This is a genomic window from Bacillus sp. FSL K6-1284 (genome assembly GCF_038002625.1).
GTDB lineage: Bacteria > Bacillota > Bacilli > Bacillales > Bacillaceae > Bacillus > Bacillus paralicheniformis.
This window is the reverse complement of the sequence record NZ_JBBOCW010000001.1, coordinates 1,594,757-1,609,872: the sequence shown is the minus strand read 5'-3', so window position 1 is coordinate 1,609,872 and position 15,116 is coordinate 1,594,757. Positions and strand designations below refer to the sequence as shown.

Here is a 15,116-nt window from a genome sequence, read left to right as displayed (position 1 = left end):
GTTCATACTGCAATAACCTTATACGTTTTTATTGAATCACGTTCCATGTTTGCTAATTATTAGGCACGCTTCATTATAAATCATTTGAAGTGTATTTTTGGTATTATGTATAAAAAATAAGACAATAGAACTAATAAAATTTGTGTCATTCTCGCTTTTTGAGTTCTTTAGTTCTAGGTAAAAGTTCTTTCCAAAAAGAATAGACATGCAATGATGCACGCCTAATCAACATGAATATCTTTTTATTATTGTGAACTTGTGCGTTTTTGAAAGTGGTTTCCCGATAACCAACTATCATATTAAAGCTTTAATCCCTATAATCTTAAAATGAATTCACCTTTCGTTTATTACACTTCACACCAAACTCCGTAACAAATTATAATAAAGTGTTTTACAGCTTATCCTATTTCATCATGCTCGTTGTCTTCCCATCTTAAAAATGCCCAAAACTGTAATTTATCCATTTTTAAAGGAAACTTATGATTGATATACTCTTCTTCACAGTCCTTAATATATGGAAAGTCAGCAAGTACCTCTGTACAAGCTACGCTCAGCATTTCTATTTCATCGTCTGTCGGTTCCCCGTTAAAATAGCCTTTCCAGTATAACGTTTCATTTTCTAACTTGACTGCGAGTCCCCTTAATTTGTATGGAATTGCCCCCAATAAAGCGTAATGGCAACTGATGATTAAATTATTCAATGCCGAATCCATATTTTCAATATTCACCTCAGTATATTAAGCTTTTTCTAAAGTATACCCTTCCTCACAAGATTGAGCTGAGCTAAATCGTTCCGGCTATTCATGGGAACGTTGTAGAAGTAAGGAAAAAGGTTCACTCATTTTAAAAGGGTTCTTTAATATCCGCAATCTTTTCTTTTATGGCGTACCCAAAACATCTATGACGGACTAATATCGACATCCTCATTAGGGAAATATCACGACAGGTTCATCAAAAATTAATATAGATTTCACAGGGATCTGAGTTTAACGGGCACCGTTTATTTGGCTCCTCAGTCATTCGCTAACTTTCTCGTAATTCTCTTCGAAAATCTCTTTTTCCACCGGGGAAAGCTCACCCTTCATGCCTGTAACGATGTAATGCTTTACGGTAGGTTTATTATCAGGGGTAATAAAACTGATTAGTTAAACAAACGTGAGATAAAAATAGAAAAAAGCCCGCTCAATCGAGTCGGACCTTTTATTAATAATCGCAAATTTCATCTTTACATTCGGGCTTTCTTTCAGCATCGACTGTGAAGGACCCTACTTCGTCATTTGACTTATCATAAATACCCCATATTTTCTTTTGCTTATCACCATTTAGATACCCTTTAATATCAATTCCGCCCATTGGGTTCACTTCGTAGTCATCAGAATAATCAATTGACTTAATGTCCTCATAATTCGTTTTAATAAAGTCTGTCATTCTTTCCTTAGCCAAATTATAAAGCTCTTCTTTCTCTCTGTTATCATTTTGTTGCTTCATAAATATTCCTCCAAATGTTATAATGACCAGAGCAAGAAGGATAATTATGTATTTTTTCATAAAACCATCCTTTCCTCATAACATTTTACATAGTTTGCGGGGTTATGTACATGAATAAAAAGAGCGATATTCCTAATTTAACAGATAAGGATTATTATTTTCTTAGCCAAAACACATATAGTAGCAATAAAATGAAAGAAGCTTTCAAGGATAGAACACCTATAGAGAGTAAATCAAATAAGGCTTATTACGTTGATAAAATTAAAAGGGACTCTGACACCGGACTCGACGCGTATGTATTTGTTCAAGCGAAGAAAAAGGACGGTAAATGGGTTAAACCTGACACACCAAAAAACGTCGTCGTAGCCTTCGCGGGAACAGATCCTAAGAACCAATTCTTCCAAGATGTTATTGACGCTGACGGCGGGAACGTTGTAATGGGAATTGACCCGAAAAAGAAGGAACACTACATAGTCGAAAAAGATGCGAAAGATACTTCTAAAACACTCGGAAAATATAACGGAACTCCGACACAAGACTCGATGCTTAGCACCGGTAACTACAAGTTAATTACGAAAACGTCCCAAATCGGGCAAGCTGACGATCTGGTGCGGGAAGTTAAACAAAAGTATAAAGGCACCTCGACGGTCATTTCAACAACCGGACATTCTCTCGGCGGCGCAGAGGCTGAATACAGTGCGGTCAACAATAATGTCTATGCCGTAGCGTTTAACAGCCCTTCAATCGTCCACCTACACTCTGCGGAGCAGCAAAAAAAAATTAATAACGGTGAATATGACCGATCCATAAAATCGATTATCAACCCGGATGATATGGTCGGGGCCGGCTGGTGGAACGAGTATGACCGGCACAACGGTACGACAATTTATACGAAGGACCCTGAATTATCAAATGCGGTGCGCGAGGCGAGAATGCAGGGCGATGTATTCCAACAAATCGGGCAAAACGCTGGGTATTTCTTTCAGACCGCAATCTTAGGAATGCCTGATACGCATTGGGTCGGAAGTAATAACTTCACCTTCGACGAAAACGGCAATGTTCAAAATATAGAGGGCGATGAGCTCGTATACGATAAAAATTTAAAAGCAATGCTTCCACCGGAAGTTGCATCCGGAAGTGGCGCAATTAAAGTAACACCCGAAGTCGCTAAGCAGCTCGCGCAAAAAGTAAATGTGATGATCAACGATCTCCGGACGATGAAACGCGAAGCCGAAAACGCTTATCAGGAACACGACGCCGAAATCAACGACCTGAAACACGATACCTACCGTCAAGTCGGCCACGGTTTATACGACAAGCTGACACTCGAAGATGTAAACAATACGCTGAAAAACCTGGCGCAGTCGTTTGACAAAAAAGGCAATCCGCTCTTTTACGATGTTCATGCCGAAAAAGCGTACATCGCCTCATTACAAAATACGATTTCAGATTTAGAAGACATCAGCGGGTACCTTGCTCAGATCGCAAAAGATTTTAAATCAAAAGATAAAATGCTGGCAAACTGGCTTAAGCTTTAGGAGATGACATAATGGAAAATTTCAATAAACTAGCCTCACTCAACAACTTAAACGGTGATCAAGAAGATACGCTCCTCATACGGCGCAATCAGCTTCAAATGCTGAAAACGGGCATGAGGGTATCAGCCGCAACGAAGCTTGAAGGCATTAAAACGACACTAAGACCGAAGTTTAAGATAGACGATATACAAAAAGAAATGAACAGCGTCTATTCAGCGCTCCTCTACAGCTTTGAAGGAAAAGCGCAAGAGGCGCTCGCTCAGCGCATCAGCCAAAGCGCCCAGCAGCTTATTAACACGGAGCAGGACGGAGAAAGTTTTGTGAATGGATTTAAGACGAGATGAAGGCGCCTTAATGGCGTCTTATTTTAATTTAAATCTAACAACATTCTCTTTTCTGTTTTCACCATCCTAATCGTCTTCGGTCTCCACTCAAATAACTCCTCGACTTCAACCCGAGTCTTCACGTTATGGGCAAAGACATGCCAATCGGAAGTTGTTTTATTGTCTCCTTGTTGACACATATTCCTTTATGGTACGTTTGAGCTTTTTCACCCTAGGATTTATTTGACGATATGGTTCTGCTGAGTTCCGGTTAACTATCGCATAACCAGCGTTTTTCAATTCATTGACTGTCTCGAACCTGCGTTCATATAAGCTATCGTTCGAGACCCTTTAAGCTTGATCTTTTCGTTTGGCGGAAGCCGCAAAGGTCCAAAAGAGGTGATGTATACTCCGCTGACGTATTTCTTTGCATAGCTTTATAAACGCTTGTCTAAAATCAAAAAGGTATCATACCATAACAACAATAAAATCAGCTTTATCAATATTTTTTTATTGTAAAACGATAAATAATGTGTTAAATTCAAATCGACAAAATAAGTGAGGTGCTTTTAATGAAACGGGGATCAACACTCTTTTTAAAGATGGCTGTTATTCTTATTGGAATCCCAGTTCTTGCTTTGTGCATATTTTTCGTGCCGAAGATAGCGAATTTTGCAGCTGATTTGTATCCAGATATTTCTTATCTGAAATATCTCGTTTATATCGATTTGTATGCAGCGGCAATACCTTTTTACTTTGCTCTGTATCAAGCCTTTAAACTTTTAAGCTATATTGACCACAATAAAGCTTTCTCGAAATTGTCTGTACGGGCTTTAAAGAATATAAAATACTGTGCAATCACCATCAGTATTTTATTAGCGGCAGGCATGCCACTCTTCTATCTCATCGCGGAGATGGACGACGCTCCTGGCATCATACTAATCGGACTGGTCCTTATTTTTGCTTCAATGGTTATCGCCGTCTTTGCTGCTGTTCTCCAAAGGCTATTGCAAGAAGCGATTGATATAAAATCAGAAAATGATTTAACAGTCTGAGGTGAAAACAATGGCAATTATTATCAATATTGACGTGATGCTTGCTAAAAGAAAAATGAGCGTAACGGAACTTTCTGAGAGGGTTGGAATCACAATGGCGAATCTTTCTATATTAAAAAACGGAAAGGCAAAGGCTATTCGATTATCAACTTTAGAGGCGATTTGCAAGGCTTTAGAATGTCAACCCGGAGATATTTTGGAATACCGAAGTGATGAAGACACCCATGATTAAAAATTTAGCCTATTCGGCGGTGATCTTATGCGTATACCCGTAAATCTGTTTAGCTGCAATACTAAGCTGGCCTCGTATATATTCAGAAAAAAACTTCGGAGGCACACATGATGAGAGCACTAAATCAACTCGTTCGTTTTGGTTGGGAGCAGTCCTTGTCATGTTTATTTCCTGTCGTTATTTTTGCCTCTTTGGCAATTACACAAATCATTCCTCTTCCCTTCCTGCCGCGGTATGACTGGCTGCTCATCATCTGCCTTCTCATGCAGTGGTGGATGGTGTATTCCGGGCTTGAAACACGGGATGAACTAAAGGTGATCACATTGTTCCACATTATTGGACTAGCTCTTGAACTTTTCAAGGTGCAAATGGGCTCCTGGTCTTATCCAGAGGAAGGTTATTCCAAAATCTTCGGAGTGCCTTTATATAGCGGCTTTATGTATGCAAGTGTCGCCAGTTATCTTTGCCAGGCGTGGAGGAGGCTTAAGGTTGAACTGGTTAAGTGGCCGCCGTTTTTCGTCGTTGTACCTCTTGCCGCTGCGATTTATTTGAATTTTTTCCTCCATCATTATTGGATTGACGTCCGCTTTTGGTTATCTGGACTTGTAGTAATTGTCTTTTGGAAATCATGGGTCATATACGAGGTTAATGGAATTCGTTACCGTATGCCGCTCGCACTTTCTTTTGTGCTCATCGGATTTTTTATATGGATAGCCGAAAATATCGCAACGTTTTTTGGAGCCTGGACATATCCAAACCAAACCAGCGCGTGGAGTCTCGTTCATCTAGGAAAAGTGAGTTCATGGCTCTTACTAGTGATTGTCAGCTTTCTAATCGTGGCCACATTAAAACTGGTTAAGGAGAAAGATTCCACTAGAGTGGATGCCGGTCAATTTTTATAACTCTTTATTTTAAAGGGTATCAAGGAGTTTATGACGCCATAGTTGGCGTCTATTTTTAGTATTCGCAATCTTTGTCTCTGCATTCTTTTTGCATAACTGCAACAAGCTCATTATCTTATTATTTCTCGGGATGTATATACCGTCATGTTTTCTTCAATGATTTTCCATATGTATTTTCGCAGTTTTAAACTCTTCAATTTCTTCATTTTATCGGTCGCACTTGGCTATGTATCATTATTATGTATCTTTTCCCCCTCAAAATAGAGCGCCTTGATTTGCCTGCATTAAAGTTCGATTAAATCAAGCATTTAATGATGGTACACATTTGTGTATAATTAGAAGAATATTTTGATATGTTTTAAGGGGTGGGATAGTGATGGAAAAACACGAATATGATTGGGTGAAACAAACAAGACAGATTTTACTAGACCAGTGTAAAGTATTGAATAAAAATGATTTTACAAAAGAGTTTGGATTTGGTTTTCAAAGTATAAGAGATTCTTTAGTTCATGTGGCTGGTTGTTATCATGCTTGGCTGGGTTCTTTTGTGCTTTCAAAAACAACTTCACCACTCATAACAAAGGAAGCACTCCATAATATGCAGATAGAAGATATTCAACGTTATTTTCAACAGGCTGATATATATGTGGATACTGTGTTTGAACAATTCACTGAGAAATTTGATGATTTTATCGAAAAAGAGCCTTCTTGGAAAGCGGGCAGTGGAATCGTAAAAAAAACACCACACCAATTACTAGTCCATTCTATTACGCATGAGTTTCATCATAAGGGGCAAATTGTAGCAATGTTACGGTTGCTTGGTTATATTCCTAATAATACAGATATTTTGGGACTCCCTGAAAAAGAATTTTCTATAGATCAATAATAGATAACAACTGCGTATCTGTTACGTTCAGGCCACTGTGTGGACCAAAAGATATGCTGGACGGCCTGAATATAGATCACGCCTTATCTCAATTTGTCAAACAACAAGAGGAATTCAATAAAATGATGCTGGAACGCATTGAACTTTTTGAGAAACGGCAGAAGGAAAGAGACGAAATGCTGATGAAATCCCTTCGTGAATCCCAGGAAACTCAAAAAATGCTGGCCGCCGTTCGCAAGAAAAAGTGGTGGCAATTCTGGAAATGATCTTCCTTGTTAAGTTTATTGATGAACTAGTGAAAATATGGGGTGAAACTTTAAAACAAAAAAGTGATAATAAGAGAAAAACTCCCATAATGGAAGGAAAACTATCTGAATGAAATTAAAGAAGTTAACAAATTTACCTCGGATATCTATAATAATTCCTTTCACACTCGTGATAACAGCGTCTTTAATTTTTTTTCTAAAAGCTTTTTCAATAATAAAGAAATACAAACTCTCTCTCAAAATTGCTTTAATTCAGGAGAGAATCCCACTGTAGAATTAGGGACTCTTAATTTAGATTATTCATTCGAATGTATAAAATAAAAGTTAAAACGCGCGACAAGGGATTGCGCAAGGAAGACAGTGCGCTGCTTCTTTCGACATGGACGGCCAGAGTATGCCGGCGTTATGGAGTTTATGCCTTAGGATGCGCGGCGGAAACTACACGCCGAGAGAAAAGACGTCGAAGAAACGGAGAAGTACGTTTATATTGAGCCGATTGGGTGCCGCGTCAAACACTGGGTCAAGACTGAAAACGGATTACTGCGGATTCCTTCGTTCCATGAATGGCGTTGAATTGAACGCACTATTGCCGCATTCTAATAGTTGGAGGTTGAGGCCGAATGGTTTACGAAACAAAAGGATACGACATAACGATTATATACGACTACAAGGAATATCCGGATGTTCATTATGGCCGCTGCGACAACTGTGATTATACGCTGTTTAAAAGCTCGGTGAAGGACGGAATTTTCCTTCGGGAGTGCCGCAGATGCGGTATGAAGAAGAGTATATGACGTAACGGGACCTTTTCCTGTGTTGGAAATTGTTTGGATTATATGCTATAATAAGTTAACAACTAAATAAAATTCAAGCAAGAAAGGATAGTCACAATGGGTGCATTATACTTATCGCTGTATTTTATTGGTGGCTTAACTTTGTCCGGCTTAATTACGGTTTACGGTTTGAAAAAACTTTTTAAAAGTCTTCAAGAGCTAGAGCTTATCAAAAAATAAGAGGGCAGTTTTACCGCCCTCTTATTTTTTTTTACCAATGCCCTGTTATTTTACATGCTTCTTTTATGCTTTTATGTTTTTTACCGAGGGCGTGGCATGCTTTATAAGCGCCATATTCATACATATCAGAAATAAATTGTTGAGCTAAAGTTACTCCGCAAAGTGTGACAAATACCGCGTACATAGCAGCAGTCAATTTTTCCTTAAAACCGGCAATCTCGAAAGTTGTAGTTTTTTCTTTTTTCGCTTGCTCCTTAGCTTGAGGCACTTCTTTTAACGTCTTTTCAATTTGTTGGCTTGAACTACTTTTTACAAATTCTTTTAAATTAGTAATTTCAATAGCATTTAGACCGAAGTCTTGAGCTACTTTAGTGTCGACTTCATAACCAGAACCCTTTTTCACAATAGAGTTCTCCAAAGCGTCTAAAATAGATATGTACTTATCCTTTTCAACACTTAATGTCCCCTTACTTGAAGCAAAAGCATAGCTAACTGACGGCATTGTAAAAGCTAAAAACAACACAAAACTTAAAACGGTCGCGACAATGCTCACTACTCTCTTACTCAAAACAAAAGTCCCCTTTCTATTATTTGTAACTTTATTCTAAACTAGAATACGATGATTTTCAACATTATTTCCCTTATTTTATATTTTTTGCTATTAATATATAATTGTTAAATGATTCATTTTCATGACTAGGCAGAATTTATTCTGGTCATTACTTTCACTTTTTACACACGCAAGTAACAGAGGAATTGAAAACTAATAAAGGCGCCATAATTGGCGCCCTCTTTTCGTTCATCTACGGCTTCTTCACGTTAAACATCGCAAGCAACGTCTTGTCAGGCGTCTTGGACTGTCGATAAAACACGTTAGGATTAAACGTGTAGCGTTCCGGCTCGCCACCGACCTTTATTCACAAAAACCTCCGCAAACTCTCGGCCACTTCATTCTTATCTAAATATAAATATTTAGTCGTTACCGAAAGATCACTATGTCCCAGTGCTCTTGAAATGTCAGTTAAATTTGCGCCTTTTTCAAGCAAGGATTTCGCAAAGCCCCTTCTTAATGCGTGCGGATTTATATTCTTTAATCCGTACTCACGCGCATACCTGTTCAACCGTTTTTGAATATTGTTATTCGACGGCCCTGTTGCTATTTGATTGCCGTACTTTGTTAAAAAAACAAATTTATTGTCCTTCTTATATGCTCGGCGGATTTCGGCGTTTTTATTCACCAGTACAGAGAGAAGTTGAGCGAGAGTCTCATCAAAGGGCAGTAGTAAAGGTTCTCGATTTTTAACGATTTCACCACTTAACCGAAGTAATTCTCCATTAAAATCGACATGTTCTTCTTTTAAGTTTGCGAGCGTCCCTACACGCATACCTGTTTTATACATAAGAAGCAATGCTGTCGCATCACGTAGCTGTACAAAGTCGGTCTAATAACGAAAGTAAGATTTTGATTTCCTGATCCGTCGCCCCCTCTTTAACTTTATTGTCGACCTTCACCTTTACGTTCTTCCAAAACTTCGATTCGAACCATCCATTATCGAAACAACGCGATAAAAATGCTTTGAGACATTTCAAACGCGTGAGCCTTGTTTGTGCACTGACATCCATGTTTCCAAGCCATGAATGAATCGACTTATATGTAATTTCATGTAGATATGTTAATTCTTCTGATTCCTTAAAATGTGATACATGAAGATGGTAATCGCTAATTGTCCGCTCCCTATTCCCGCTTACTTCCATCTGTCGGAGAATAATTGTAAGTGCTTTTTCAATTGTAATTTGCTTTGGGTTTGGCGATGCCGAGATATTATTAAACATTCCAGAGAGATCAGGAAGACTTTCTTCTACCGAGAAAATTTTTTTTCTTTTGAGTCACGATATTTCCTACCTTCCGTATTTTCTTTTTGTCTTCCTTGGCTTATTTAACCCATCTACCACTTGGTTTATTAGCGAATATTCACTCTGTTGCCTTGCGAGGGATTCTAATGACAGATGAGTATATCGTAATACCATACGTAAATCTTTATGGCCGATGATCGTCTGGAGGTGCCTAAGATCCCCTCCTGCCTGCAAAAACATGCTCGCCGCGGTGTGTCTAAATAAATGCGGATGGACTCTTTTATTTATTCCTGCCTGATGAGCGTAATCCGCAAGCCGTTTTCTAAAATTGTCGGTCGTTAGTCTTGTCCCTTCCTCCGTAATGAAGACATACTTGCTAGGCTTAAATCGCGTATTTCTTAACAATAACTTTTTAAGCAGCTGCATTGTATTTTTATCTAATGGAATCATACGGCCTTTTCTCGTTTTTGTTTTTTGAGCTTCAAGAATAATGTAGCTCAACTCAAAATTTATATTTTCGATCTCTAAAGTGGCGATTTCTCCGATTCTACACATAGAGTTAATTAAACACATCATAACCACGTAATCTCTAAACTCAGAGAACTTTCGCTTATTCGGTGTTTTTAAAAGCTGCTTCATCTCCTCTACAGATAATATTTGAATTATAGGTTCCGGCTGCTTGACTTTATTTATTTTTTGAAATGGATTTTCCGAAATCATATTTTCCTTTATACAGAAAGTAAAAACTGCTCTCATAGTTTTCAGGTGGTCATTTGCATATTTCGGAGAACACCCTGGAGTTTTCACACTTTCCGGTTTATAACGGTGTCCCTTAAACGTTTTCTTCTCGTGCAGTATATAGGTCATGTACTGCCTCGCAAACTCGACATCTATAGATTCAACATTGGTGGACAGTCCTTTAATTTCCGCGAATTCTTCCACACTCTCACAAACCCGGCGATAGCGATCAATTGTTTCTTTCGTAAGTCCTTCAGACATTTTTACGTTACAAATTTGTTTACACACATCAGACAGAGTCTTACTTTCGTATGTATTTTTCTCACTATGTTTAATCGCCGGTCTTCGTCTCCCCCGCATATACATCTCATCCCCTCCTCATTGTCAGAATAACTGAATTATTTAGTCACTTCAAGTGAAAACCGAAAAATAACTCTTTTAAAACGAGAATAAAGCAGTATTTTTCACTAATAAACGAACGAAACAAGACGAATAACTGTCGAAAATTAACGAAACCCCGAACGAAAGAGATCGCGAAGTTGGCGAACTAGCGAACGAAGACGTTAACGAGGCGAATGACGAAAAATATCCCCTTTCACTCTTCGATTAACGAATCGAATCTTGTCTCGTATAGGCGGTCTAGTATCCGGTCAAGCACGCCGTTGTAGTAGCCGGCCAGATTCCGAATATGCTTTCGTTTCGTTCCGATGAACGTTTGACGTACCGCATATAGGCCGATTTCTTCCAGCGTCTCGGAATCATAGACGCCTTTTAAAAACGACGTATGCGCAAGGTAAATACCGTAGGAACGTTCTACATGAAAAAAAAATAGACGTGCGTAATTGCACGTCTAGGTCACAAACATTTCTATCCCCTCGACCATTATTTCTATACAAAATACCGTATTTTCACGGGTCACACTTCGCTATTTTCGGGTCACACCCGAGTCACACTTTTACTGTCACTCCAGTCACACAACGATCACAAACCCTCACAAACCCTCACTTCTCCTGCACCTCTTACCGATTATCAATCGTCTCCGGATACAGATCATGATTCATCATCCGATACTCGGCCATTTTTTCATACTTTGTGCCGGGTTTGCCGTAGTTGGTGTACGGGTCGATTGAGATTCCGCCTCTCGGCGTGAATTTGCCCCAGACTTCGATGTAGCGCGGGTCCATCAGCTCAATTAAATCGTTCATGATGATGTTCATGCAGTCTTCGTGAAAATCGCCGTGATTTCGGAAACTGAAGAGATACAGTTTCAAAGACTTGCTTTCTACCATTTTTTTATCAGGGATGTAGCTGATATAGATCGTGGCAAAATCGGGCTGTCCGGTTTTCGGGCACAGGGATGTGAATTCAGGGCAGTTGAATTTCACGAAGTAGTCCCTGTTTTCGTGTTTATTCGGGAAAGACTCAAGCACTTCCGGAGAATAGTCAAACAAATAATTGGTGCCTTGATTTCCAAGAAGGGTTACGCCTTCGAGTTCTGAATCTTTTCTTGTGGTCATCATTCATCTTCCTTTCTTCAATCAAACGCCTCGTTTGTTACCCCAGATCAGGGTGTGGAGCTGCGGGAGAACGCGGACGCGGTTCAATTCAGGGTCGCGCGTGACCGCTTCTACCAGCTGTTCATACTTTTGAAGCAGCCGTTCGACGAGACGCTCTTGGTCTTCTGTATGAACGTCGTCATTTCCGACTTGGAGAAAGAACGGGACATCAGGATAACGCTGGTGAACTTGCTTTGCAAATTGAAGGTCTTCCGCCGTGAATATGACGACCTTCAAACTTGCCGCTGCCGCCCGGCCGTGCTCTTTCAGTTTTTCAACAATATGATCAAGCTTGTTAAAATCGGTTTTCATATTGGAGCTCGGCGGCTTTGGCGAAATTGTTAAATCATCGATTCCGGCAAACCAGTCTTGATAAAACGTCCCTTGCGTCTCAAGCGCTGTCCGTATACCGTTTTCTTTTAAAAGGGAAATCAGTCCGTCCAGCTGTTTTAAAAGCGCCGGGTTGCCTCCTGAAATCGTAACGTGCGAGAAGGCGTTTCCGCCGATGTCTTTAAGAGATTCGTATACTTCTTCAGCGGTCATCCATTTGATGTCTTTTTTCGCCGAACCGTCCCAGGTAAAAGCTGAATCGCACCAGCTGCACGAATAGTCGCAGCCGGCTGTTCTGACAAACATCGTTTTTTGCCCGATGACCATCCCCTCTCCCTGAACCGTCGGACCGAAAATTTCAAGTACGGGAATCGGCTTAGCCATTGTGAACACCCGGTTTTGGACGGTAGACGACATAGCTTGTCGGCGTTTCCCTGACAAACACCTGAACGCAATGCGGACGGTTTTTGAGATCTTTCAAATAAGCCTCTGTTTTATCGTAAATCGTTTTCGCCACCACTTCTGTCGAAGGGATCCGATCCGCGCTTTCACCCGAAAATTCCTGATGGTCATTTAAAAGCGTATGATCGTATTCCCCGTGGATCAATTTTTTAATGGTGCTGAAGTTGACAAGGAATCCTGATTCATTTAATTCATCCCCGGCAATCGTGATATTGATTGTATACGTATGGCCGTGGACTCTGCTGCATGCGCCCGCATCCTCTCTCGGAATAAAATGCGCGGCTGACATCTGCATATCTTTATTTAGTTCAAAAGAGTAAGGATGGCTTGGTTGCGGGTAAATTTGTGTAAGCACTGTTAAGCTCGCTCCTTTTTCATTTTCATATATTCATTGTAGCCATTCGCCCGAAGCTTGCAGGCCGGGCATTCGCCGCAGCCGTCAGCAATGATTCCGTTGTAGCACGTCAGCGTCTCGTTTTTCACGAAATCAAGCGCATCAAGCTCATCGGCGAGCTCCCACGTTTCCGCCTTGTTCAGCCACATCAGCGGCGTGTGGATGACAAACGGGCGCTCCATCGCCAAGTTGACAGTGACATTGCAGGATTTGACGAACTCATCCCGGCAATCCGGATAGCCGCTGAAATCCGTCTCGCATACACCTGTTATGATGTGCCGCGCGCCGACCTGGTAGGCGAGGATCGAAGCGAACGATAAAAACACGAGGTTGCGTCCCGGAACAAAAGTGGACGGAAGTTCGCCTTCTTTCGCCTCAATCTCGATATCATCCCTTGTCAAAGCATTCGGCGCGAGCTGATTTAACAGTTCCATATCAAGAAGGTGATGCTTGACGCCAAGCTTTTCAGCGATCTTTTTCGCGACTTCGATTTCCTCTCGGTGCCGCTGATTATATTGGAAGGTGACCGCTTCCACCTCCTGAAATTGCCGAAGCGCCCACAAAAGGCAAGTCGTACTGTCCTGACCGCCGCTGAATACGACGATCGCTTTTTCCTGTTTCATAATTCCTCCTTCTCCGCTTTCCGTCAGTATTTCATAAAAGAAGAGATTCACTGATATCTAAACGAAAAAACACCTTTCTCTGTGAGAAAAGTGTTCTAGCAAAAAAACAATAAAAAAGGCCATACCCCAAGGATACAGCTTTCCTTAGTTTTTTATAGAGGGTTTTGCTAGAACCTCTCCCGCAGTTTCAAGCGGATTTTGTTTCAATTTTCCTTCGCCATCTTATCACAAATCGCATGTTTCGCCAAGTGCAATGCCTGCCATTCAACGCTCAGGCACCCTTTTGACGATCAAAAAGAATATAAAGACGAGGCTCAGCTGGCCGAACAAAGGATAAATGGTCGATATCAGTTTTCCGTAGCCGATTTGTCCCGTCAAGTAGATTGTCAGCAGGATGAACATAAATACATACAGGCTTTTCATATGAAGATATTCATTAATCTGCTTTTCAAGACCATATAAATTGCCGATGACCGATGTGAAGACTTCCCCGAAAATGATAAACAGATAGATGATATGGACAGAATGTTGGACAATGAATACAACCTGTGCCATCGGAACTTCGTATAACAGGACATCAGGCAATGTTGAAAGAGACAGAAAGCTCGCGATCAACACAAGGGTAAGCAGACACCCTCCGATTAATGCTCCTTTTATAATGAGCTGTTCAGATTTCAGTTCAGAAGCGATCGGCACGAGAACCGCCTGTGCGAGCGACAAATTAAAAGCGCCGTACGAAACAGCGGATAAAATCCAATCGGGTTTTGCCGCCGAGAATGCCGCCAAATTGTGGATCTCCGGCCCTCTGAAAATAAACGAATCGAACAGGACGATGACTGTGAACAGAAGCAGCAGCGGAACGACAATGACATTGACGCCGAATATCCCTTTAACGCCCTTCATCATGACAAACAGACTCAAGGCAATCGTCGCAATCATCCCCGCTTGGTTTGAAAAGCCGAGCTGTTCCTCAAATATCGCCCCCGCTCCGGACAGCATGACAGACGTCACGCCGAGCAAAATCACGAGCATGAAGACATTGACAAATTTCCCGAGCGTATGGCCGAATAAATATTGATTCAGCTCCTGATAAGATTTGGCATTGATTCTGACCGCAATCAGCATCATTTTTGCGCCGAGAAATGTAAACATCAGTCCGCTGATCAAAATTCCGGCTAATCCCGGCCAGCCGAATCTTAAAAAAAACTCGACGATTTCTCTTCCAGTTGCAAATCCGGCTCCGACGACCGTTCCTACATAAACAAATGCCAGCTGAAAGGCTGATCCATGTGATTGACTCATACGACTCCTCCGTAAACGAATTCCCTTTCTACACCATATGAGCCATGTCCTTTAAAAAGAAGGACAACTTCTCATTCAGGAACAAAAAGAAAAAAGCATAGAACTTGAAAGTCAAAGAAGGTCAATGTATACTAATAGTCAGAAATGGTCAAAC

At 40.6% G+C, this 15,116-nt stretch carries 17 protein-coding genes, 1 pseudogene and 1 riboswitch; of the genes and pseudogenes, 8 read left to right on the top strand and 10 right to left on the bottom strand.

Annotated features, from left to right (window positions below; translation table 11 throughout):
• Positions 1-398: 398 nt before the first annotated feature.
• Both MHB72_RS08370 and MHB72_RS08365 read right to left on the bottom strand, forming a co-directional pair.
• Positions 399-713 carry a hypothetical protein gene (locus tag MHB72_RS08370; protein WP_216920465.1) on the bottom strand — a complete coding sequence of 105 codons (315 nt, stop codon included), beginning with the start codon at positions 711-713 and terminating at the stop codon, positions 399-401.
• 490 nt (positions 714-1,203) lie between these two features.
• Complete coding sequence (locus MHB72_RS08365; protein ID WP_216920463.1) at positions 1,204-1,548, bottom strand: DUF1433 domain-containing protein; 345 nt, start codon at positions 1,546-1,548, stop codon at positions 1,204-1,206.
• A gap of 50 nt (positions 1,549-1,598) precedes the next feature.
• Between MHB72_RS08365 and MHB72_RS08360 the strand changes: the two genes are divergently transcribed.
• The 8 genes from MHB72_RS08360 (at position 1,599) to MHB72_RS08325 (ending at position 7,484) form a co-directional block, all read left to right on the top strand.
• Complete coding sequence (locus tag MHB72_RS08360) at positions 1,599-3,026, top strand: lipase family protein (protein ID WP_254122113.1); 1,428 nt, start codon at positions 1,599-1,601, stop codon at positions 3,024-3,026.
• Between the two features lie 11 nt (positions 3,027-3,037).
• Positions 3,038-3,370: a hypothetical protein gene (locus MHB72_RS08355; RefSeq protein WP_216920458.1), complete on the top strand. Its 333-nt coding sequence runs from the start codon at positions 3,038-3,040 to the stop codon at positions 3,368-3,370.
• A 551-nt stretch (positions 3,371-3,921) separates the two neighbouring features.
• Entirely contained in the window at positions 3,922-4,404 is a 483-nt protein-coding gene (locus tag MHB72_RS08350) for a DUF2975 domain-containing protein (protein WP_020451162.1), read from the top strand.
• A 10-nt stretch (positions 4,405-4,414) separates the two neighbouring features.
• Entirely contained in the window at positions 4,415-4,636 is a 222-nt protein-coding gene (locus MHB72_RS08345) for a helix-turn-helix domain-containing protein (RefSeq protein ID WP_020451161.1), read from the top strand.
• Positions 4,637-4,746: 110 nt separating this feature from the next.
• Positions 4,747-5,538 (top strand): DUF817 domain-containing protein, encoded by a 792-nt coding sequence (locus MHB72_RS08340; RefSeq protein ID WP_145645976.1) that lies wholly within the window; start codon positions 4,747-4,749, stop codon positions 5,536-5,538.
• A gap of 376 nt (positions 5,539-5,914) precedes the next feature.
• The gene (locus MHB72_RS08335; protein ID WP_095290342.1) at positions 5,915-6,424 is read left to right on the top strand and encodes a DinB family protein; all 510 of its coding nucleotides are present in this window, start codon (positions 5,915-5,917) and stop codon (positions 6,422-6,424) included.
• A 122-nt stretch (positions 6,425-6,546) separates the two neighbouring features.
• Positions 6,547-6,690, top strand: coding sequence for a DUF3967 domain-containing protein (locus tag MHB72_RS08330; protein ID WP_243456952.1), 144 nt, complete (start codon positions 6,547-6,549; stop codon positions 6,688-6,690).
• 620 nt (positions 6,691-7,310) lie between these two features.
• Positions 7,311-7,484, top strand: a complete 174-nt coding sequence (locus MHB72_RS08325) for a hypothetical protein (RefSeq protein ID WP_149169434.1) — start codon at positions 7,311-7,313, stop codon at positions 7,482-7,484.
• A 250-nt stretch (positions 7,485-7,734) separates the two neighbouring features.
• Here the strand turns inward: MHB72_RS08325 and MHB72_RS08320 are convergent, their stop codons facing one another.
• The 8 genes and pseudogenes from MHB72_RS08320 to MHB72_RS08285 form a co-directional block, all read right to left on the bottom strand.
• On the bottom strand, positions 7,735-8,271 hold the full coding sequence (locus MHB72_RS08320) for a hypothetical protein (RefSeq protein WP_216920456.1): 537 nt from the start codon (positions 8,269-8,271) through the stop codon (positions 7,735-7,737).
• A 349-nt stretch (positions 8,272-8,620) separates the two neighbouring features.
• Positions 8,621-9,536, bottom strand: a pseudogene (locus MHB72_RS08315) (tyrosine-type recombinase/integrase).
• 66 nt (positions 9,537-9,602) lie between these two features.
• Complete coding sequence (locus MHB72_RS08310) at positions 9,603-10,661, bottom strand: tyrosine-type recombinase/integrase (protein ID WP_149169432.1); 1,059 nt, start codon at positions 10,659-10,661, stop codon at positions 9,603-9,605.
• Between the two features lie 653 nt (positions 10,662-11,314).
• Positions 11,315-11,812: a preQ(1) synthase gene (queF, locus tag MHB72_RS08305; protein ID WP_009328607.1), complete on the bottom strand. Its 498-nt coding sequence runs from the start codon at positions 11,810-11,812 to the stop codon at positions 11,315-11,317.
• 21 nt (positions 11,813-11,833) lie between these two features.
• A complete protein-coding gene (gene queE / locus MHB72_RS08300; protein ID WP_145624526.1) occupies positions 11,834-12,565 on the bottom strand; it encodes a 7-carboxy-7-deazaguanine synthase QueE in 732 nt (243 codons plus the stop codon).
• The gene (queD, locus tag MHB72_RS08295; RefSeq protein WP_023857309.1) at positions 12,558-12,998 is read right to left on the bottom strand and encodes a 6-carboxytetrahydropterin synthase QueD; all 441 of its coding nucleotides are present in this window, start codon (positions 12,996-12,998) and stop codon (positions 12,558-12,560) included. Before queD ends, queE begins: the two co-directional genes overlap by 8 nt.
• A gap of 2 nt (positions 12,999-13,000) precedes the next feature.
• On the bottom strand, positions 13,001-13,660 hold the full coding sequence (gene queC, locus MHB72_RS08290; RefSeq protein ID WP_020451152.1) for a 7-cyano-7-deazaguanine synthase QueC: 660 nt from the start codon (positions 13,658-13,660) through the stop codon (positions 13,001-13,003).
• Between the two features lie 138 nt (positions 13,661-13,798).
• Positions 13,799-13,843, bottom strand: a riboswitch (PreQ1 riboswitch).
• A gap of 81 nt (positions 13,844-13,924) precedes the next feature.
• Positions 13,925-14,962, bottom strand: coding sequence for a YkvI family membrane protein (locus MHB72_RS08285; protein WP_161517300.1), 1,038 nt, complete (start codon positions 14,960-14,962; stop codon positions 13,925-13,927).
• Positions 14,963-15,116: the final 154 nt, after the last annotated feature.

Coding starts and splice junctions, on each gene's coding strand:
- MHB72_RS08345 (WP_020451161.1), top strand. CDS start 4,415: ATGGCAATTATTATCAATATTGACGTGATGCTTGCTAAAAGAAAAATG.
- MHB72_RS08355 (WP_216920458.1), top strand. CDS start 3,038: ATGGAAAATTTCAATAAACTAGCCTCACTCAACAACTTAAACGGTGAT.
- MHB72_RS08285 (WP_161517300.1), bottom strand. CDS start 14,962: ATGAGTCAATCACATGGATCAGCCTTTCAGCTGGCATTTGTTTATGTA.
- MHB72_RS08350 (WP_020451162.1), top strand. CDS start 3,922: ATGAAACGGGGATCAACACTCTTTTTAAAGATGGCTGTTATTCTTATT.
- queF (WP_009328607.1), bottom strand. CDS start 11,812: ATGACCACAAGAAAAGATTCAGAACTCGAAGGCGTAACCCTTCTTGGA.
- MHB72_RS08340 (WP_145645976.1), top strand. CDS start 4,747: ATGAGAGCACTAAATCAACTCGTTCGTTTTGGTTGGGAGCAGTCCTTG.
- MHB72_RS08330 (WP_243456952.1), top strand. CDS start 6,547: ATGATGCTGGAACGCATTGAACTTTTTGAGAAACGGCAGAAGGAAAGA.
- MHB72_RS08370 (WP_216920465.1), bottom strand. CDS start 713: ATGGATTCGGCATTGAATAATTTAATCATCAGTTGCCATTACGCTTTA.
- queE (WP_145624526.1), bottom strand. CDS start 12,565: ATGGCTAAGCCGATTCCCGTACTTGAAATTTTCGGTCCGACGGTTCAG.
- MHB72_RS08365 (WP_216920463.1), bottom strand. CDS start 1,548: ATGAAAAAATACATAATTATCCTTCTTGCTCTGGTCATTATAACATTT.
- MHB72_RS08360 (WP_254122113.1), top strand. CDS start 1,599: ATGAATAAAAAGAGCGATATTCCTAATTTAACAGATAAGGATTATTAT.
- MHB72_RS08310 (WP_149169432.1), bottom strand. CDS start 10,661: ATGTATATGCGGGGGAGACGAAGACCGGCGATTAAACATAGTGAGAAA.
- queC (WP_020451152.1), bottom strand. CDS start 13,660: ATGAAACAGGAAAAAGCGATCGTCGTATTCAGCGGCGGTCAGGACAGT.
- MHB72_RS08325 (WP_149169434.1), top strand. CDS start 7,311: ATGGTTTACGAAACAAAAGGATACGACATAACGATTATATACGACTAC.
- MHB72_RS08335 (WP_095290342.1), top strand. CDS start 5,915: ATGGAAAAACACGAATATGATTGGGTGAAACAAACAAGACAGATTTTA.